The organism is Corynebacterium sp. MSK019, from assembly GCF_030232425.1.
Classification (GTDB): Bacteria; Actinomycetota; Actinomycetes; order Mycobacteriales; family Mycobacteriaceae; genus Corynebacterium; species Corynebacterium jeikeium_D.
Genome location: NZ_JASPJT010000005.1, coordinates 130,755 through 150,011 on the forward strand (window position 1 = coordinate 130,755; position 19,257 = coordinate 150,011).

Annotated in this window: 21 protein-coding genes and 1 pseudogene; 14 read left to right on the forward strand and 8 right to left on the reverse strand. The window is 58.6% G+C overall.

What is annotated here, in order from left to right; genetic code table 11:
- Positions 1–41: 41 nt before the first annotated feature.
- The 3 genes from QP982_RS05145 to QP982_RS05155 all read right to left on the reverse strand — a co-directional run bounded on the left by QP982_RS05145 (position 42) and on the right by QP982_RS05155 (position 2,033).
- Positions 42–908 carry a 3-hydroxybutyryl-CoA dehydrogenase gene (locus QP982_RS05145; RefSeq protein ID WP_016423138.1) on the reverse strand — a complete coding sequence of 289 codons (867 nt, stop codon included), beginning with the start codon at positions 906–908 and terminating at the stop codon, positions 42–44.
- Positions 909–1,092: 184 nt separating this feature from the next.
- Positions 1,093–1,710: a hypothetical protein gene (locus QP982_RS05150; RefSeq protein ID WP_016423139.1), complete on the reverse strand. Its 618-nt coding sequence runs from the start codon at positions 1,708–1,710 to the stop codon at positions 1,093–1,095.
- On the reverse strand, positions 1,710–2,033 hold the full coding sequence (locus QP982_RS05155) for a putative quinol monooxygenase (RefSeq protein ID WP_038629105.1): 324 nt from the start codon (positions 2,031–2,033) through the stop codon (positions 1,710–1,712). Before QP982_RS05155 ends, QP982_RS05150 begins: the two co-directional genes overlap by 1 nt.
- Before the next feature lie 106 nt (positions 2,034–2,139).
- Here QP982_RS05155 and QP982_RS05160 point away from each other — a divergent pair, with 106 nt between their 5' ends.
- Positions 2,140–2,694: a gamma carbonic anhydrase family protein gene (locus QP982_RS05160; protein ID WP_069359250.1), complete on the forward strand. Its 555-nt coding sequence runs from the start codon at positions 2,140–2,142 to the stop codon at positions 2,692–2,694.
- Between the two features lie 62 nt (positions 2,695–2,756).
- Here QP982_RS05160 and QP982_RS05165 read toward each other — a convergent pair whose 3' ends face one another.
- Positions 2,757–3,464: an isochorismatase family protein gene (locus QP982_RS05165; RefSeq protein WP_016423140.1), complete on the reverse strand. Its 708-nt coding sequence runs from the start codon at positions 3,462–3,464 to the stop codon at positions 2,757–2,759.
- Between the two features lie 171 nt (positions 3,465–3,635).
- Between QP982_RS05165 and QP982_RS05170 the strand changes: the two genes are divergently transcribed.
- Complete coding sequence (locus QP982_RS05170; RefSeq protein ID WP_069359251.1) at positions 3,636–4,589, forward strand: DUF808 domain-containing protein; 954 nt, start codon at positions 3,636–3,638, stop codon at positions 4,587–4,589.
- Here QP982_RS05170 and QP982_RS05175 read toward each other — a convergent pair.
- Together QP982_RS05175 and QP982_RS05180 are read right to left on the reverse strand one after the other, a co-directional pair.
- Positions 4,586–4,891, reverse strand: coding sequence for a YchJ family protein (locus QP982_RS05175; RefSeq protein WP_342585523.1), 306 nt, complete (start codon positions 4,889–4,891; stop codon positions 4,586–4,588). The genes QP982_RS05170 and QP982_RS05175 overlap by 4 nt on opposite strands.
- A 311-nt stretch (positions 4,892–5,202) precedes the next feature.
- Complete coding sequence (locus QP982_RS05180; protein WP_070859050.1) at positions 5,203–6,636, reverse strand: GuaB1 family IMP dehydrogenase-related protein; 1,434 nt, start codon at positions 6,634–6,636, stop codon at positions 5,203–5,205.
- 152 nt (positions 6,637–6,788) lie between these two features.
- Between QP982_RS05180 and QP982_RS05185 the strand changes: the two genes are divergently transcribed.
- From QP982_RS05185 to QP982_RS05205, 5 genes are all read left to right on the forward strand, one after another.
- A complete protein-coding gene (locus QP982_RS05185; RefSeq protein ID WP_284870277.1) occupies positions 6,789–8,039 on the forward strand; it encodes a glutaminase in 1,251 nt (416 codons plus the stop codon).
- A gap of 98 nt (positions 8,040–8,137) precedes the next feature.
- Positions 8,138–9,010, forward strand: coding sequence for a patatin-like phospholipase family protein (locus QP982_RS05190; RefSeq protein ID WP_284870278.1), 873 nt, complete (start codon positions 8,138–8,140; stop codon positions 9,008–9,010).
- Positions 9,011–9,305: 295 nt separating this feature from the next.
- Positions 9,306–9,830 (forward strand): CBS domain-containing protein, encoded by a 525-nt coding sequence (locus QP982_RS05195; RefSeq protein ID WP_049189374.1) that lies wholly within the window; start codon positions 9,306–9,308, stop codon positions 9,828–9,830.
- Positions 9,831–9,899: 69 nt separating this feature from the next.
- On the forward strand, positions 9,900–11,123 hold the full coding sequence (locus QP982_RS05200) for an MFS transporter (RefSeq protein WP_502870632.1): 1,224 nt from the start codon (positions 9,900–9,902) through the stop codon (positions 11,121–11,123).
- A 146-nt stretch (positions 11,124–11,269) separates the two neighbouring features.
- The gene (locus QP982_RS05205) at positions 11,270–12,154 is read left to right on the forward strand and encodes a hypothetical protein (RefSeq protein ID WP_284870279.1); all 885 of its coding nucleotides are present in this window, start codon (positions 11,270–11,272) and stop codon (positions 12,152–12,154) included.
- A gap of 99 nt (positions 12,155–12,253) precedes the next feature.
- On the opposite strand, the gene QP982_RS05210 is transcribed toward QP982_RS05205, so the two are convergent.
- The gene (locus QP982_RS05210) at positions 12,254–12,748 is read right to left on the reverse strand and encodes a 2'-5' RNA ligase family protein (protein ID WP_049189371.1); all 495 of its coding nucleotides are present in this window, start codon (positions 12,746–12,748) and stop codon (positions 12,254–12,256) included.
- Positions 12,749–13,070: 322 nt separating this feature from the next.
- Here QP982_RS05210 and QP982_RS05215 point away from each other — a divergent pair, with 322 nt between their 5' ends.
- A complete protein-coding gene (locus QP982_RS05215) occupies positions 13,071–13,394 on the forward strand; it encodes an amphi-Trp domain-containing protein (protein ID WP_049189370.1) in 324 nt (107 codons plus the stop codon).
- A gap of 16 nt (positions 13,395–13,410) precedes the next feature.
- On the opposite strand, the pseudogene QP982_RS05220 reads toward QP982_RS05215, so the two are convergent.
- Positions 13,411–13,509 (reverse strand): annotated as a pseudogene (locus QP982_RS05220) (YtoQ family protein); the annotation flags it as partial.
- Between the two features lie 194 nt (positions 13,510–13,703).
- Here QP982_RS05220 and QP982_RS05225 point away from each other — a divergent pair.
- From QP982_RS05225 to QP982_RS05255, 6 genes are all read left to right on the forward strand, one after another.
- A complete protein-coding gene (locus QP982_RS05225; RefSeq protein WP_005510705.1) occupies positions 13,704–14,012 on the forward strand; it encodes a hypothetical protein in 309 nt (102 codons plus the stop codon).
- Between the two features lie 286 nt (positions 14,013–14,298).
- Entirely contained in the window at positions 14,299–16,011 is a 1,713-nt protein-coding gene (locus QP982_RS05230; RefSeq protein ID WP_049189369.1) for a SulP family inorganic anion transporter, read from the forward strand.
- A 189-nt stretch (positions 16,012–16,200) separates the two neighbouring features.
- Complete coding sequence (locus QP982_RS05235; protein ID WP_224783734.1) at positions 16,201–16,422, forward strand: DUF488 family protein; 222 nt, start codon at positions 16,201–16,203, stop codon at positions 16,420–16,422.
- 174 nt (positions 16,423–16,596) lie between these two features.
- Complete coding sequence (cmtR, locus tag QP982_RS05245) at positions 16,597–16,956, forward strand: Cd(II)/Pb(II)-sensing metalloregulatory transcriptional regulator CmtR (protein ID WP_012359887.1); 360 nt, start codon at positions 16,597–16,599, stop codon at positions 16,954–16,956.
- Positions 16,953–18,845: a heavy metal translocating P-type ATPase gene (locus tag QP982_RS05250; protein WP_049189368.1), complete on the forward strand. Its 1,893-nt coding sequence runs from the start codon at positions 16,953–16,955 to the stop codon at positions 18,843–18,845. The genes cmtR and QP982_RS05250 overlap by 4 nt, the downstream gene beginning before the upstream one ends.
- Positions 18,846–19,050: 205 nt before the next feature.
- Complete coding sequence (locus tag QP982_RS05255; protein ID WP_160310014.1) at positions 19,051–19,215, forward strand: hypothetical protein; 165 nt, start codon at positions 19,051–19,053, stop codon at positions 19,213–19,215.
- Positions 19,216–19,257 lie beyond the last annotated feature (42 nt).

The window sequence follows — 19,257 nt, forward strand, 5'->3', positions numbered from 1 at the left end:
AAGAACTCAATACTCGCCCCAAACGGGGCTAAAAGCGTGGACTACTTGGAGTAGTCGTAGAAGCCACGGCCGGACTTGCGGCCGAAGTGACCCGCCTCAACCATGCGCTTGAGCAGTGGAGGTGCCGCGTAAGTCGGCTCCTTGTACTCATCGAACATGGCATCGGCAATGAACTTGATGGTGTCCAGACCAACCATGTCGGCCAGAGTCAGCGGACCCATCGGGTGCGCACAGCCATTGACCATTCCGGCATCGATGTCTTCTGCAGTAGCAATGCCGTCCTGCAGCATGCGAATAGCGCCGAGGATGTACGGAACCAGCAGGGCGTTAACAATGAAGCCCGAGCGATCCTTAGCGCGAATGACGGTCTTGCCCAGCGCCTCGGAAGCGTACTCGTACGCACGCTCCGACTGAACATCACCGGTCGTCAGAGTAACGACATGCTCTACCAGAGGCAGAACCGGAACCGGGTTGAAGAAGTGCAGACCCATGACGCGCTCCGGGCGCTTGGTAGCTGCAGCAATGGACTGAATCGGCAGCGAGGAGGTGTTGGAAGCCAGGATGGCATCTTCCGACTCAACAATTTCATCGAGCTGCGAGAATACGCTGGCCTTTACTTCTGGGTTCTCCACGATGGCCTCGATGACCAGCTCACGGTCAGCGAAGTCTTCCAGCTTGGTGGTGAAGCTAATACGCCCCAGAATCTCATCACGTGCAGACTGCTCTAGCTTGCCACGGGAAACGGCCTTATCCAGCGACTTTTCAATACGGGCGCGGCCGGACTCAAGGAACTCCTCCTTGGCCTCCCAGACCTTGACATCGCTACCGGCCTTCGCACAGACCTCAATAATTCCGGAGCCCATCTGACCGGCGCCGACGATACCTACTCGCGAGATACTATTTGCCATTGGCGTGTTTTCCTACCTTCTACTCTGGGTTATTAGCCAGCATTGTGCTTCATCCGAGTGCGCATTCGCTTGACGACGATCACAGCGCACTGGCTTTATTTACACGCTACTCACTTCCCCGGTTCCCCGGGCACGCTTTGCAGGACTTTTTACTTGAATTTCCCCCACGAGCTTTGGGCAGCGGCTAGTACTGCATACGTTTTTCCAGCGCCTGCTGAATATCTTCCAGCTGCTGCTGAGAAGAGCGTGCCAACTCTTTCAGGTCGTTTCCGCCATGCTTTTCCAGCTCTTCCCACTGTCCGAGCATCTTATCCAGGCTGCCTTCCATCAACGTCAGATAAGCCATATCTGCGTGTGGCCCCTCCTCGTTCTCGAGGCGAGTCATGGTGGCGGTGTCGAGCTTGGTCTCCGACGGATCAACATCGACACCGAGAGTCTTGACTAGCTGCGCTTCCTCTTCAGCAAAGATTGGTTCCGCCTGCTGCGCAATCTTTCGAGTCTCTTCCGAAACCGATTCCTTTGCAATCAGCGTCTGCGATGCTGTCTTCAGCGCCGCAGTATCTGCCGCCAGCTGAGCCAAGTTATCCCGAATGGCGGCGGTTGAGGCAACAGCACTCTGCTCCTGGCTTGTCTGATTCTGGTTGCTCTCCAGGGCTGCCTCATCGCTATCCCCACAAGCACTGAGACCAACGACGAGAGCAGAGGCCAGCACAGCGGAGCTAATACGCAGGCCACGCCCAATCAGAGAATAGGTCTCCCTGCTGGAAGCGGCTGCGCTATCGCGAAAGGTGTCTGAGGACATTAGTCGACCTGCAGCTCGCCCATGCGATCCCAGTCCTGCTTATCTGGCAGTACCTGCGAGACAATCTTCGGGGTCTCAGCGAGCAGCGGCTTCATCGCCTCCAGCCCCTTGGCGAAGTGCTCGGAATTGACGTGGGCTTCACCAGCGTCATCATCGAATGCCTCGACGAGGATGTACTGGTTGGGGTCTTCTACGCTGCGGGACCATTCAAACCACTTGTTGCCAGCCTCTGCGCGGGTGGCAGCGGTGAACTCAGCGACGTGGTCCATCCATTCGTCGGCAAACTCCGGCTTAACTTGGTAATTCACAACGATAAAAATCATGTCGCCCACTGTAGGCGCGTCCAAGCAGAATTGCACCCTTCGACGAATAGAGTTTCGCTGAGAATTTTTCTTACGCTGACCTCAGGTGACAGTTATATTGGTTTGTATGATGAACACTCCGCTCATTCTCACCTACCAAGATAAGACCCCACGCATTCATTCCAGCGCCTGGATTGCGCCCGGCGCGGTCATTATCGGTGATGTCGAAATCGGTGCGGATAGCTCCGTGTTCTACGGTTCTGTTCTCCGAGGAGACGTCGCACCAATCCGCATCGGCCAGCGCACCAATATTCAGGACAACTCCACAGTCCATGTCGACCGAGGCGTGCCCACGATTCTCGGCGATGATGTCACCGTCGGACACATGGCCTTGGTCCACGGCACCACGGTTGAAAATGGTTGCCTCATCGGCATGAAGTCCACCCTGCTTTCGCGTTCCCGTATCGGCGCTGGCAGCCTCATTGCTGCAGGTGCCGTGGTGTTGGAAGATCAGATTATCGCCCCCAGGTCGCTGGCTGCAGGCGTTCCCGCCAAGGTGCGTCGTGAACTCTCCGCCGAGGAAGCAGAGGGCTTCATCGCCCATGCAGGGCGTTATGTGGAAACAGCGTCCAACCACCGCCACCTCCGCGAGGTCGACCTGGATATGGTGACTTTTAACTAGGCGGCTGCCGAGGCGCCTAGTTAAGCGGCTAGGCGGATTATTTGACGCTTAACGTCGCCGCACTACACCACAGTCGCACCCGCCGCGGCCAATTCCGCTAGTGCAGCCTTGCCGCGCTCCGGGTCCACCGCCGCGACCTGATTACTCAGAACACGAACGGAAAAGCCCTCCTTGAGGCCATCGAGCACTGTGGCGCGGACGCAGTGGTCAGTCGCAACTCCCACCACATCGATTTCTTCGATGTCAGAGGCGCGGAGAGCGTCGGCAAGCGAAACGCCAGCCTCCGTTGTTCCCTCGAAACCGGAGTAGGCGGCGGCGTACTCCCCTTTTGTGACATCGATACGCACAGCAGCGGGGTTGAGCTGCTCAAAAAACGCGATGGCGCGCTGCATGCCGGGGTGAATCTCTGCGCCCGGGGTACCTGCAACACAGTGTTTCGGCCAGGTATCGACGAAATCCGGGGTTTCAGAGAAGTGCGTGCCTGGGTCGATGTGATTGTCACGGGTGGTCGCAAGAACCGAGTACTTGTTAGCTGTGCCCGCAACATGCAGATATGTAGCGGTGTACGCTGCCTCAGCACCGTCGACGGCAAGTGCGCCACCCGCGGAAAAATCATTCTGAGCGTCGACGACTACCAGTGCCATGCGGGGACGCGCCGGGCGCTGCTGTTCCTCGGAGTGGGCGTCATTGCTGGTGTCTGCCTCGGTGCCAGCGTTGTCCGAGTTGTCCGCATTGACCTGTCGGTAGATTTCGGAGAAGGAAGCGTTCATGGCCTATATCTTGCCACGTGCCCACGTTCAGAGGAGCACGTGAACTATCGACCGGACATCGACGCCCTACCGACAACACAGAGTCAATCCGGGAAAGCGGTTAAAATTGCTCCGGTAATTCTTTGGTACGACGACGGCTCCTGGTCGCGTCCTCCAATACGGGAGGTTTTTATGGCAGGCGGACTTGTCGCGCTGCTTGACGACGTTGCCACGATTGCACGTGCTGCAGCGGCAACAACAGACGATATTGCGGCTGCGGCCGGCAAAGCTAGCGCTAAAGCCGCCGGTGTTGTGGTTGACGACGCTGCGGTGACACCTAAATTCGTCGAGGGTGTCTCGCCGAAACGCGAGCTGCCGATTATTTGGCGTATCGCCAAGGGCTCCTTGGTCAATAAAATTGTCATTATTCTGCCGATTGCATTGCTGCTAAGTCAGTTTCTGCCCTGGGCGCTGACGCCGATTTTGATGCTCGGTGGCTCCTACCTGTGCTTTGAGGGCATGGAAAAGGTCTGGGAGAAGATTAAGCACCGAATCTCTCCCGATCAGACTGAGCAGGAGCGGATAGAGGCGGCGACCAACCGCACACCACAGAATGAAGATTCGCTGGTGAAGTCTGCAATTTTCACAGACTTGATTCTCTCTGCGGAAATCATGGTGATTTCTCTCAATGAGGTCGCTGATCAGCCGCTGCTCAATCGCGCGCTGATTCTTATTGTGGTCGCACTCATCATCACGCTTGCGGTCTACGGCGTGGTGGGCCTCTTGGTCAAGATTGATGACATTGGCCTGCACCTGCAGTCCAAGAAGTCAGCCGGTATCAGCAAGTTTGGTACGGCACTGGTCAAAGCCATGCCAATCGTTCTGAACACGATCGGCATTATCGGCACGTTTGCCATGTTGTGGGTCGGTGGCCACATCATGGTGGTCGGCCTCGACGAGCTGGGCTGGCATCTCCCCTACCAGCTGGTCCACAACCTTGAGCAGCTGTTTACCGGCGGCTTCCTCGGCTGGTTGGCCAATACCACCGGCTCACTGATTTTCGGCACCATCTGGGGTGCAATCATTGTGGCGATTGTCGCCGTGCTGCCATTCGGCCACGGCAAGCACAACAAGTCTGATGCTTAGGAGTACGTGACCTCGCCGTCGACGTAGACCCAACGTCGCGCACGCCGAACAAAACGGGAACGCTCGTGCATCGTACCGACACCGTCATGGTCATGAAAAGCCGCTTCAAATTCCACGATGCCTTCGCGGTCATCCTCGCCGCCATCGACAGCGTTGATGATGGTGAGTCCTTCCCATTCCACACCGTCATCGACATTGATAACTTCCGGGCGGTAGCGCGGATGCCACGTCCGCCAGATGTAATCCGCCTCGTGGGCAGCGTAAGCGCTGTACCTCGCTGCCATCAGCTCAGCTGTGGTCACCGCCTCCCGCTCACCGCGGTGCAGCGGGCCACAGCACTGCCCGTAGAGTCCCCCACCACACGGGCACAAATCGGAATCAGTAACGCGGGCGCGAGCGAAAAATGCGTTCCCGCTTCCTGCTCTAGCACCGTTTCCTGCTACCAATCCAGACTCCGTTACAGCACTATTTTCTCTTACCTGCCGACCCATAATCGCCAGCCCCTCCCCAATCTCGCACGTGGTACTAAACACGTCCTAACAACGTCTTTACATACCTACCAATTGGCCCGCAGCACCGCTAGTCGGCTTAGCCCCGAGAGGCTTGACGACGGCTACCGCGTCGCCCTCGGCATTCCTTCCGCAAAGCCCGCAGCGGATTGAATTCCCACCACTGCCCGCTCAGCGAACTGCTCGATGGTGGCCGAACCCGCGTATGTGAACGAAGAACGTACACCCGAGATAATGCGATCGATCTGGTCCTCCACACCTTCGCGGCCGGGCTCCAGGTAGATTTTCGCAGTCGAGATACCCTCTTCGAACATTTCACGCCGGGCCTTCTCAAAGGCCTCTACCTGTGCATTTCGGCTCTCCACTGCACGGTGTGAAGCCATGCCAAACGACTCCTTGAACATGCGCCCGTCGACGTCCTTTTGGACATCACCTGGGGACTCGAAAGTACCGGCAAACCACGAGCCAATCATCACGTTGGACGCACCCGCAGCCAACGCAAGCGCAACATCGCGAGGATCCTTCACCCCACCGTCAGCCCAGACATGCACGCCGCATCCACGGGCGGCTGCAGCGCATTCGAGCACGGCGGAGAACTGTGGACGCCCAACTCCGGTCTGCATTCGGGTTGTGCACATCGCACCCGGACCGACGCCGACCTTAATAATGTCGGCTCCCGCCTCCGCTAGGTCGCGAACACCATCGGCGGTCACGACATTGCCAGCGGCAATTGGCACAGGTGGGTTGAGCGCGCGGACTCGTCGTAAAGCATGGAGCATCGATTCCTGATGACCGTGGGCGGTATCGACAACGAGCACGTCGGCACCTGCGTCGAGCAGTGTCTTCGCGCGCCCTTCAACATCACCGTTGATGCCGAGCGCCGCACCGACGCGCAGCTTACCCTCCGCGTCGACAGCCGGCTTGTAAAGCGTCGCACGCAGCGCGCCCTTACGCGTGAGAATACCCACCAGCGCGCCATCGGCGTCCACCACCGGAGCGAGTTTGCGCCCGGAAGCAGTGAGCTGGTCGAAAGCGTCACGGGGCTCAATATCGGCCGGAAGCGTAAATAGCGAAGTGGACATGAGCGTCCCCACCTGCGCAAAGTTGTCAACGCCCGCCAGGTCACGGCCGGTAATCAGACCAACCGGTTTGTTGTCTTCCACCACCACTGCCGCACCGTGCGCGCGCTTCGGCAGAAGATGGCGCGCATACCCCGCGGTGTGGTGAGGCTTGACGACGATTGGAGTGTCGAAAACCAGCCCAGCGGACTTGACCTTGCGGATGGTCTCAGCGGCAATGTCAGCTGGGACGTCCTGCGGCAGGATGGCAATTCCGCCTCGGCGAGCGGTGGTTTCGGCCATCCGGCGACCGGAGATGGCCGTCATATTGGAGACCACAATCGGAATGGTTGTGCCGGTGCCATCATTGGTGGCCAAATCGACACCCATGCGAGAGCCGACGGATGACTTTGACGGCACCATGAAGACATCGCTGTAGGTCAACTCGTAGGGCGCGGACTGATTGTTGAGGAATTTCACACACCCCAGGATATGCCGATTTTTCCCGCACGCACGGTGAGAGTGCATAGAGGTGAGCATCAGTGGCTGACCTCGCCTGGTGTAGGTTCGAACGGGACTCCATTGACTCAACCGGGATTTTTCAGCCCAGGAAAGATGCTTAGCAGAATCTGATGAAAACGCCGATCAAAGATTACTTGTCCGAAATCGTCGAATCCGTCCGCCCCGATGAGTCTGGCGAGGTAGCGGACTATATTCCCACCCTTGCCCAAGCTAATCCTGACCGCCTGGCGCTTGCTATGACCACCGTGTCAGGGCGCACCTACGCCACGGGCGACACCGATACTGAATTCACCATTCAGTCGATGTCCAAGCCCTTCGCTTATGCCGCAGCCATCACCGAGCACGGCACAGACAAAATCGACAGCATTGTGGGCACCGAACCTTCCGGTGAGGCCTTCAACGAGCTGTCGCTGGAGCAGGGCACGCACCGACCAAAGAATCCGATGATTAATGTCGGCGCACTGGCCATCAACCAGTTCGTATGCCAGCCAGGTGCCAACTGGAAGACTCGCACCAAGCACATGGTGGAGCTTCTCTCAACTTTGGCTGGCCGTAAGCTCCGCGTTGACTACGATGCCTATGAATGCGAAATGGACACTGCCCATCGAAACATGTCCATCGCACATATGCTGGCAGCTTACGGTTTCATCGAAACCACGCCCCACGATGCTGTCCGCGGCTACACCGCACAGTGCTCCGTGCTGGTCAACACTCGCGATGTCGCCATGATGACCGCAGTGTTGGCCAACGGTGGCGTTAACCCGGTCACCAATCAGACTGTGCTCGGCCGCTCGGTTGTTCGCAGAGTCTTGTCCGTGATGGCTATTGCCGGCATGTATGACGAGGCCGGTGAATGGTTTACCGAGGTCGGGATTCCCGCCAAGAGCGGTGTCGCCGGCGGCTTGCTGGGAGCGCTGCCTGGACAGGCGGGTCTTGCAGCCTTTTCGCCGCGATTGAACGACCACGGCAACAGCGTCCGCAGCATTGCCATCTTCCGGAAGCTCTCCGAAGATTTGGGTCTTCATCTCATGGATGCCGATGCGATTGGTTCGCGTGCGCTGCGCGGTACGCGCGTCAGCAATGGCCGCTCGATCATCGAGATTCAGGGCCCAGTCAACTTCACTGCGGCCGAGATCATTCTCAACAGGTTGGCGACTTCCACACCGTCGGAAAGCGAAGTTGTCTTCGACGTCAGCCGCGTTGGCATTGTCAACCCGGTGGGACGCACGTTGATTCTGGAAGCGATGCGACGTCTGAGCCATGACGGCAAGGAGATCTTGTTCTACGACCCGGAGGGCGTACTGCCGAACCCAGATATGGGCGAGGGGCTGCTGCCAGTCATCCTCCAGGATGCGCCGTAAACTGCGCTAACCGAAATCCAATATGGTGACGTTCGGGTAGTCTTGAACGATCGTAACGCCCGAAAAGCAGCAGCGCGAGAACAACCGGAGGGATGTAAATGCAGGTCAGCGATGTAGCATTAGTCTTCGAGGGTGGAGGGACTCGCAATAGTTACACGGCACCTTTCGTCGAACGGTTACTTCGCGAGGGCATCGATGTCGGCTGGGTCGGTGGCGTAAGCGCCGGCGCCTCTCACGTCGTCAATTACCTTTCCCAGGATATCCAGCGCTCTATAAAAAGCTTCACTGACTTCATCGCACAGCCGAACAGCAGTGGCTGGCGCCCAATGTTGCGCGGACGCGGCTATTTCGATGCCGAGTACATCTATGAAGACGCGGGACTTCCCGACGGCGCCATGCCCCTGGATTACGAGACTTTTAAGAACAATCCAACTCCCTACCGGATTTCTGCTGTCCGAGCGGATACGGGCGAGACCATCAACTGGGGGCCGGACGATATCCCAGATCTACCTACGCTGATGAAGTACACTCGCGCGAGTTCGACGATTCCGGGTGTCATGCGTATGCCCTATATTGATGGCGTTCCGTTCGTCGACGGTGCACTGGGATCATCAGGTGGCATTCCCATTAATGCCGCCGAAGCAGATGGTTTCAAGAAGTTCCTCATCGTCCTGACTCGCCCGAAGGGATTCCGCCGCACCGCCCCTAAGCGCCCACAGCTACTGCGCCAGATTTTCCGCAGTAACCCGGTGGTGGCTGAGCTGCTTATCACTAGACACGAGCGCTACAACGCCTCTCTCGATTGGGCTGCTGAGCTTGAACGAAAAGGCCAAGCATATGTTTTCTACGCCAATAACATGAGTATCACAAAGGCGGAGCGGAGACGGTCGAAGCTGCTGCACAACTACGAGCTCGGCCGGGCGCAAGCCGATGCCGAATGGCCAGCAATTCGAGAGTTCATGGGCTTATAACTTCCGCCACCTCTAGGAAGCTTTTCATTCATTCCTCTTTACTGTGTACGTAACCTTGTGTTAACCTTTGCGTAGCGAACAACCTCGTTAGGTAAGGCTCCTATATCCACATAGGCCGCTGCCCTGCACTTTATCGAGAGTTTCGAAAGACTCTCGAAGCAAGGGTCCATCTCAAGTGGCCACCTTTAGTTACGGCATTACATTGCCAACACTCTTAGGCGGGGAGCCATAATTTTTCAATCAACAGAAATTCCCTCCTAGCAAAGGAGCTGGGATACCTGGAAAAGGATCCACAATGACACAGACACAGAACACCATCGCCAACTTCTTCAAGCCGAAGTCTTCAATCAGCCCGTACAGCCTCCTGCCTGACACCGTAAGCATGCACATGACGGATTCTTACATTGCGCTGCCGGAGGACATCACGGTCGGTGAGGCACTGAGCACCTACGCAGCCGAATTTGCTGGTCTCGATGACGATACCTGTGTCTTCCTCGTCGACGATGAAGGCTACCTGACCAGCGATATTACGCTGAAGGAACTCCGTGAGTACGCCGACCGCGATGCCTACATGAACACCGTCGGCGCCCCGGTGAAGGTCTTTGTCAAGCCCGAGGATCCAGCTGCAATCAGGGCTCGCCAGCTTATTGACGGGCCGCTCAGCGAGCTGCCCGTCGTCCGCAGCGGCAAGCTGGTAGGTGTCCTCACCGACCGCATCTCTGAGCGCATTCTTGGCAGGACAAAGGCAGCTAAGAAGTCAAAGAAGTCCAAGGGATTCTTCTCGCCGATTACCGCGTTTTTCGGCGCCGCCAATAACTAGGGCGACTAACTTGGGTAGACGACCCGAGTAACTCAATAGGCCAGCTAGCGTTTGCTAGCTGGCCTATTGTTGTTACCACACTGTTCTATCCCCACAGATGAGAGCCCTCAGGAGGCAACCGTGATACGAGACTGGATTCGGGTAGCCCTGGGCATGTTCGCGGTTGCGTTTGGAGCCAACCTCTTCGCACCACTCCTGCCCGCGTATCGAATAACCGATGCTCTCAACCAGTCCCAGGTCACCTTTCTCTTCGCCATCTACGTCGCAGGACTCATCCCCGCGCTACTCATCTGCGGCCCACTTTCCGACCGGCTCGGCCGTCGCGCCATCATCCGGCCTGCACTCATAACCTCTGCCGTTGGCTCAGCCGTCCTACTCACCGGCATCTGGTTCCACTTCCCATCACTTCTGGTAGGACGTCTTATCATCGGCATTTCGATGGGCATGGTAATGGCCGCCGGTGCCTCGTGGATCAAAGAAATTGCGCCCGTCGCACCTCAAATTTCTGCCCGGCGCGCAACCGTTGCACTCTCCGCCGGATTCTCCCTCGGCCCCCTGGCTTCCGGGTTGGTCGCAGAATTCACCCCGCGCCCTGATGTCATCCCCTATCTTGTTCATCTCGCACTGCTGCTTTTTATCGCACCACTAACATGGAACGCTTCCGGAGGACTTCCAAACGCAGCGCACAGCGACTCTCCGCAACGGTTCTTCTCCTCCGCCACGCTTAGCCCGAGGTTCCTGTGGGCAGTCGCCGCTTGGGCACCGTGGGTCTTCGGCGCTGCGTGCACATCCTTCGTCGTCCTGCCAACAATCGCCGAATCCCGCTACCCCATCGCCTTCGCAGGACTCATCGCCTGCCTTACGATGGGCACCGGTGTTCTGGTGCAACCACTGGTCACTCGCATCAGTTCCAGCAGCTTTATCCCGCCAGCTATTTTCGGTCTTGGCTTAACGACGGTCGGAATGCTGCTCAGCCTCATCGTCGCACTCACCCAGAATGTGTGGAGCGTTTTCCCCGCTGCCCTGGCTCTCGGTGCCGCGTACGGCGTGATGATGGTCTCCGGCCTCCGCGAAGTGCAAATTATCGCACCGCCAGCCGAGTTGGGTGCTGCCACCGCTATTTACTATTCGCTGACCTATGTTGGTTTCTTCGCCCCTTTTGTTATTTCTTTCGCAGCACCGAAATTCGGATTCGTGCCCGTTTTCATCTTCGGTGCGATTGTTGCGTTGGTATCCACGTATCCCGTGGCAAAGGTTGCACAGTCTGCGGTGAGGTCCGACGGAGCGTCGTAAAGCAGACGCGACTGAAATTCTTGTTTTTGGGAAGCGTGCCGAGGCGAGCTCTTGTATTCTTTCTTTCACAAAATATTGGCTCCGGCTCAGGACATCTGAGCAGGTTGCATAGGTTGTTGAAATTCAGCTCGATGGAATGAGGAATCATGAAGCAGCGCAGCTCTGGAATGTGGAAGAAAATTGCGACAACTGTCGTCGCAGGTTGTACAAGCGCCGCCCTGCTCACCGCATGCGGCTCGGGGGAAGAAAGCAGCAATGCCGGTGGCGAGGCAGGCAAAGAGTCGACCAGCAAGATGACGAAGGCAGATGGGTCAGCTCCAGCTGCAGCCGAAGATCAGCTCCTGCTCACTAATGAAGTTCAAGGTGTGGACTTCTCCAACAACAGGATTAATGGGTACAAGGACGCAATGGAGATGTTTTCGGAGGATTCTTTAGATATAGAGCCGGCCGAATGTGCCACTTTCACCAACTCAACTGAGGAATTGGAGAATGCTGCCGGTGCTTACACGGACATTAAGGAAGAGAACGTCGCTGTCAGCGTCTCAGTATTGAAGAACACTGATGCGTACCAGAAGTACGAAGACAGCCTCGAAAAGTGCTCCGACGTGACAGCTACGATGGATGCTTCCGACATTCTGAAAGACTCCATGGAAGGTCAGGAGATTTCTCCTGAGATGCAGGACATGTTTAATGACATGGACATGACGACCACAATGAAACTGCACCGAGAAAAGTGGGAGCCAAATCTTTCCGTCAAGCCAGCTGAATTCACTGCACACGAGACCAGTGCGAACATCAACGCCGGTGGCACGGATACTACGGCCACCAGCTACGACATTGTCGGCATCGTCAACGGCGTAATGGTAATGGTGTCCGCCGCCCCGACTCCGGATGCATCAGCTGGCAACATGGAAAACACGACGGATCCCATGCAGATTCCAGAGGCGACCCCAGAGTCCAAGGAAGCGGCAAAGAAGCGCGCCTTGGAGGTCTTCGATGCCCAGGCAAAGAAGATTATGGATGCCGCTTAGTTTTTCTTCTTAGGCTACTGTTTTCTGAAACCACAGTTTTTGTGAAGTAGCGGGGACGTAATCGCTGAGGCACAGCAGCACACAAGTACTGGAGTCTCCCTAGAACTCCGTTAATTCCTGCACTTTGGGACTCCAGAACGCAGCGCGTGGTGCACTAAGAGTTTTGAAGTGCGGGCTTGTTAGTTCATCAAGAGCCCGGACGTAACCGGGAACCATATCCCGCGGGATTCGCAGCCCCATAGTCAGGTGCGGAATCCAGCGGGAGCCGCGACCTTCAGGGTTAAGACGACTGATCTCGCGAGCAGCTTCTTCCAGCTCATCGCTTGTTTCTAATAACCATGCGACAGTCTGTTTACTCTTTGTCCCGAACACCACCGTTCCTACCCTGCGAAATTCCGCAGGCATCAGCGGTGGGAGAATTTCGGCTGCTCGTTGGATTACCTCCGGGCTCATGGTCGGTGCGAAAGTAACGGTGATGTGGGGCTTTTGATTCTGCTGCGGGAATCCACGCTCTGCCAGTTGCACAAAGATCTCTTTAATCTGCGCCTCTTGCTCAGGCAGAAGGTACATCAGGATGTTGTCGGGTGACACCATGTGACGTTTACTCCTCCCCTATTGCTGTCGGTCGACACGTTTGAAGCACTTTCCAAGGGCGCCGTTACTAAAGCTCCTCACCTAAGGCACTTAGGACCTTGCACCCCAGAGCATAGCGTAGGGATTTTCCACAATTTATAACCTACCTATAGACATTTCTAGCCTCTTATTATTTCTCCTGGTAATAACTACTTTTATTGGGATAATGGAGATGGATAAGCTTCCTGAAAGCTTTCTAGACCATCTTCAAAGACAGTGTGGAGTGACGGCCAATTCTCCGCACTGCACAAATACCGACACGGCTGGAAAGGTAAGTAAAGACATGGCACCGAAACCTAAAAAGATTACGCCCCCGAAGAATCAAAAGCTGGTGAAGAGCAAGGCAAGCTTCAACCGCGATGAGCTCGCGGATCTACTGGAGACGCTGGCAGCTCGCATCCGCGCCGGGGAAATGACTCTCGGCACTGGCGAGTCCGCGGTGACGATGACCATGCCGACATCGTTTAATACCACGATGGAAGTCGTCGATTCTCGAAAGCGTGCTGGCATCGAGCGCGAGCTGGAGCTGGAAATTGACTGGATGGTCGACGAGGCTGGCGAGCCCGTTGAAAAACCTGGACCAGCATCTGGCTTCGCAATCTCCTAGCGGGCTTGTTGCTGTCCGGTTTGTTCCGCGCAGCACAGTAACCTGCATCGAAGGCGGCGTTCCACTGTTTGTACTGGTCGCCGAAACAACTCACTACCGCTCGCCATTTCCGCAGGTCACAGTAAACAGACCTGAGTCGTTTTGGTCGGTTTTGCGTCCTTTGGCCGTCATTTACCGCTGCGGCACTGGCCGACAAGCAAGCCGTCGTCAAGCAACACCCAATTACACCCGTCAGGCACCCACGCCTCCCCACATCGCATGAGGTGACGCTAACCTAATTCAGGAAAATTCGCGACGAAGGGAACGCGCATGGCCAAGGGCAAGAAAGGCGACAAGGGCAAGAAGAAGGACGCCGCCAAAGCCAAGAAGAAGGCTGCGGCAACGACCTCGCTACGCCTGCCCGAATACTCGAAGGCCGAGGCCAAAGCCGCGAAAAAGCTCGCCGGCAAGGACCCCTTTAAACTGGCTGCGATGACGCCGAAGAAGAAGTGCTGCAAATCCGGCATCCGCTGCCTGCGCTGCCCCGTGGTGCTACACAAGCTCAATCGCGAGATCAAAAACGGCGAAGTCGACCATGCCGCCCTGCTGCTCGTCGCCGCGAAAGCCCGAATCCGGTAGCCGGTCCTCGCCCCCCCCAGCCCGCCGTCGGGCCCGTCCTATGAGCAGTGGTGTCGCGCACTGTATGGCACTGGTACCGATTCTCCCGGGCTGTCTGCTCTTCGGACACCGGCTCACACGCGTCACTCCAAGCACCGCGACAACGCTCCAGCGAACTCCCGCCAGGTCAGGAAGTTTTATTCCGTCGACATGAGGCCTCGGCCAGAACCGGGAATGCGGCCGTCGGAGGATGATACCTTGTGTATCCTTTGAGTGTCATTGAGCCCTGAAGGAGCAAGAAAGTAGCATGACCCGCCCCTCCTCCGCCGCCTCTACGGTGGGCTTCCAATCTCGTGCCCTGCGTTTCGCACCGCGCCGCTCGGACTGGTCCCGCGCGACGATTGGGCGCGACCTCTCGGCAGGCCTCATGGTGGCCCTCGTCGCACTCCCTCTCGCGCTCGGCTTCGGCGTTGCGTCCGGTGTCGGCGCGGCGGCCGGAATTACGACGGCCATCGTTGCGGGTATCCTGGCCGCGATCTTCGGCGGTAGTAACGTCCAAGTAAGCGGCCCGACCGGCGCAATGACCGTCGTGTTAATCCCCATCGTGGCCAACCATGGTGCCGATGGGGTTCTCGTCGTCGGCGTGCTGGCAGGGCTCATGCTGCTCGTACTGGCGTTCACCGGCGCTGGCCGCGCGATGAAGTACATGCCACTACCTGTCGTCGAAGGTTTCACCGCCGGTATTGCGTTAATCATCGGCTTACAACAGCTGCCTGCAGCACTTGGTGTTGACGTGGAGGGCGAGAAAGTCCTCGGGTTGGCGTGGGGCTCAATCAATGCTTGGTTAGATACTCCGGCATGGCAGGCGCCCGTGATGACCCTTGCAGTAGCGGCTGGAATCGTGCTTGCTGCGCGCGTCCGTAGTGGCTTCCCCGCGGCGCTAGTGTTGGTAGCTGCAGCAACGGCCATCAACATGCTGGCAGACAGCGGCCTGAAGACAATCGGCTACATCCCGTCGACATTGCCTGCTCCGCGCTGGCCAGAGATTCCGTGGGAGCACCTGGATTCCTTGCTGTTTGCAGCGGTCGCCGTCGCAGCTCTCGGTGCGCTGGAATCGTTGCTGTCTGCGACGGTTGCCGACGCAATGACTGTCGGCGACCGGCACGATCCCGACCGCGAACTCTTCGGGCAGGGCGTGGCCAACGTCGTCGCGCCCCTGTTCGGCGGGATTCCCGCAACCGCCGCGATTGCCCGAACTGCCGTCAACGTGCGTGCAGGCGCAGGCACACGCCTGGCAGCGGTGTTCCATTCGCTGCTCCTGCTCGTGGCCGTGCTCGTCGCGGCCCGGTGGGTGGGCGAGATTCCTCTCGCCGCGCTCGCCGGCGTGCTCATCGCCACTGCGATTCAGATGATCCACCCGCGGAACCTCCGCTCGGTGATACGCGCCACCAAGGGCGACGGGGCGACCCTGCTCATCACAGCTGCCGCCACCGTCGTGTTCGACCTTGTCGTCGCCGTACTCATCGGCCTTGTAATGGCGGGCTTCTTCGCACTGCGCGAGACCGCCCGCACTGCGGTGTTGGAAGCCGCCCCACTAGACGAGGGAGACCACCGCGACAAGGAACGCGAGCTCCTCGACGAGCACATCGCCGCCTTCCGTATGGAAGGCCCTCTCTTCTTTGGCGCAGCGCACGATTTCCTCCTCGAGCTCGCTGATGCCTCGTCGGTCAAGGTTGTCGTACTCCGCATGCGCTACGTCACGACGATCGATGCCACCGGCGCCCAGATGCTCGCCGACACAATCGGGCGCCTCGAACGCCGCGGTACCAGAGTCCTGCTCGCAGCCACGAAGCCCGAACATTTTCCGGTGTTGCGCGAACTCGGCGTATTCGACCAGCTTGCACACGAGAATCACGTCTTCGACAACACCCCTGACGCCATCGCCCACGCCCGACTGCATGCCTCACGCATTCAGCACGAAGAGTCTGATGGCACATCCGCAGCATCGCAGAGTCAATAGCTTGGCTGAGCCAGACAATGGTCACTCCGTCGCAGTCGACCCTGCAATCGTGGGTCCACGTCCCCATCGCGCGATGCTTGAAAAACCTTTACACGTTGCACTTAAACTCCACGACGTGTCGTTGCAAAGTCACCTTCTCATTCGTGAAGCCGATGTGGGTGTAACCGCTTGGCGCGTAGCATTGGCGACATGCGCATTTTCACCGTGGGCCACTCCAACCTCGAGTTCGAGGACTTCGCTGAAATGATCAAAGCTGCCGGTGTGGCATCCATCGTGGATGTGCGCAAGCTGCCCGGATCCAGGAAGTACCCGTGGTTCAACGGCGACTACCTTGCCGAACACCTTCCTACATGTGGCATCACTTACAGCAGAAGCGAGGGCCTCACCGGGATGGCGTCGACGTCAACGTGAAGATCTTGGACAACTTCGCCACGCATGTCGCCCCCGCGTTGGGTTGGCAGCCGAATCACGAAGGCCCAGTTACCGGCTATCTCATCGACTAATTCCTGCAGTTCGCAAGCTCTTCGCTTCAATGTCAGTTCAGTGCGTGTTGAATAGTTCAGTAATTGCTGTATAGTTCAGTATATGCTGACTATTGCTTCACGCCTCGACGTCATGAACCGGCTCGGCCGGGCCATGGCGGATCCGACGCGCTCCAGAATCCTGATCACCCTACTCGACGGCCCGAGCTACCCGGCCGTGCTTTCGCGCGACCTGGACCTGACCCGCTCGAACGTCTCGAACCACCTGACCTGCTTGCGTGACTGCGGCATCGTCGTCGCCGAGCCGGAGGGCCGCAAGACACGCTACGAAATCGCCGATCCGCACCTCGCGACAGCGCTCAACGCACTAGTGAACGCGACGTTGGCTGTCGACGAAAACGCCCCGTGCATCGACCCTGAGTGCTCGGTGCCCGGCTGCGACGGAAAAGGAGCGGACGCATGAGTTCAGCATGTGGATGCGAACACGAACCAGCCACGGAGATCGAAGATCTCGATCGGCCATGGTGGAAGGACCCCGAGTTGCTACTGCCGATCTTCTCCGGCGTAGCCCTCTGCATAGGTCTGGCGCTGGACTGGTCCGGACTAGAGACACCCGCGACAGTTCTGTTCTGGATCGGCCTGCTGCTAGGGGCGTATACGTTCACGCCCGGCGCTATCCGGAACCTTGCCACGAAGCGCAAGCTCGGCATTGGTTTGCTGATGACGATCAGCGCGGTCGGCGCGGTAATCCTCGGTTACGTCGGAGAGGCGGCGGCGCTAGCGTTCCTGTACTCGATCGCCGAGGCACTGGAAGACAAGGCGATGGACCGGGCCCAGGGCGGACTGCGGGCACTGTTGAAATTGGTACCGCAGACCGCGACGGTGCTGCGCGACGGTACGACGGTCGAGGTCGCAGCGAAGGATCTCGTGGCTGGCGAGCTGATGCTCGTGCGCCCCGGAGAGCGGATCGCCACGGACGGCATCATTCGGTCTGGGCGCTCCAGCCTTGACACCTCAGCGATCACCGGAGAATCCATTCCGGAGGAGGTTGCGCCCGGCGACGAGGTGCCCGCGGGAGCAATCAACTCCGCCGGCGTGCTGGAGGTCGAGACGACCGCAGCTGGAACGGACAACTCGCTGACCACACTCGTGGACCTGGTCGAGCAGGCGCAGGCGGAAAAGGGCGACCGCGCCCGGATCGCCGACCGGATTGCCCAACCCCTAGTGCCCGGGGTGATGATCCTGGCGGTGCTGGTCGGCGTGATTGGCTCGCTGCTGGGCGACCCCGAGACGTGGATCACCCGCGCGTTGGTGGTCCTGGTCGCAGCATCGCCGTGTGCGCTGGCAATCTCGGTGCCGCTGACGGTCGTGGCCGCGATCGGCGCGGCCAGCCAGTTCGGCGTGGTCATCAAATCCGGCGCGGCGTTCGAGCGACTCGGCGGCATCCGCCACCTGGCGGTGGACAAGACCGGAACCCTTACCCGCAACCAGCCCGAGGTTACCGACGTGGTCCCGGCAGACGGATTCGATCGGGCTCAGGTGCTTGCTTTCGCGGCGGCAGTTGAGCAGCAATCGACGCACCCCCTCGCCGCTGCGATCGCGGCAGCGGGGCCCGAAGCGCCCGCTGCCTTGGACATCAGCGAGGAAGCCGGGCATGGCATCGGCGGCACCGTCGAAGGTCGACGGGTACTTGTGGGCAGTCCCCGGTGGATCGACGCCGGGCCACTGAAGGCAGACGTTGAGCGCATGGAGTCCGAGGGCCAGACCTGCGTCCTTGTCACCGTCGATGACGCTCTCGCCGGGGCGATCGGGGTCCGCGACGAGCTGCGGCCCGAGGTACCCGAAGCTGTGCAGACCCTGCACGCCAACGGCGTGGAAGTGAGCATGCTCACCGGCGATAACGCTCGCACCGCCCGGGCTCTGGCTGAAATCGCCCGAATCGACGATGTGCGCGCTGAGCTGCGCCCGGAGGACAAGGCAAGCATCGTCGCCGAGCTCTCCTCCAAGACGCCGACGGCGATGATTGGCGACGGCATCAACGACGCTCCTGCGCTGGCGGGCGCGACGGTGGGCATAGCAATGGGAGCGACCGGCTCTGATGCCGCAATCGAGTCCGCTGACGTCGCCTTCACCGGCCACGACCTCCGGTTGATCCCGCAGGCGCTGCAGCACGCCCGTCGAGGCAGCAGGATTATTAACCAGAACATCGTGCTGTCTCTGGCCATCATCATCGTGTTGATGCCGCTGGCGATCAGCGGCGTGCTGGGTCTGGCCGCCGTCGTATTGGTTCACGAGGTCGCTGAAGTTATCGTGATCTTGAACGGCCTGCGGGCTGCGCGAGCGAAGCGCTGAGGCGCACCTTCGCCCAGCGCGCTGGCTCTCCAGCGCGGATCTTTGAAGGATCGAGCTGCTCAGGGACCAAGCGTCGTCTCAAAACTTTTGATGCCGCGCTTCATCGACACGACCCGCGACTACCTAGGCAGCGTATTTAGCAAAAGGACCCGACACCTATCAGGGTTGCCGAACCGTCGCCGGTCCAGTTGCCGTAACCAACTAGATGGAGATTCTTCACCGCGGTTTCGCGGTCGCGCATGAGGTGGCGGAATGGGCCGAGGGCCGGACGGAAACCAGTGCACCAGATCAGATGGTCGTGGTCGAGCTCGCTCAAACTATCGAAGATGGGGGCAGCGGTGAGCTGGCCGGAATCGCGGAGCTCACGTAGATGAGGAAGCGCGAGAATGTCCCCGAGGTTCGGGCCGGAATC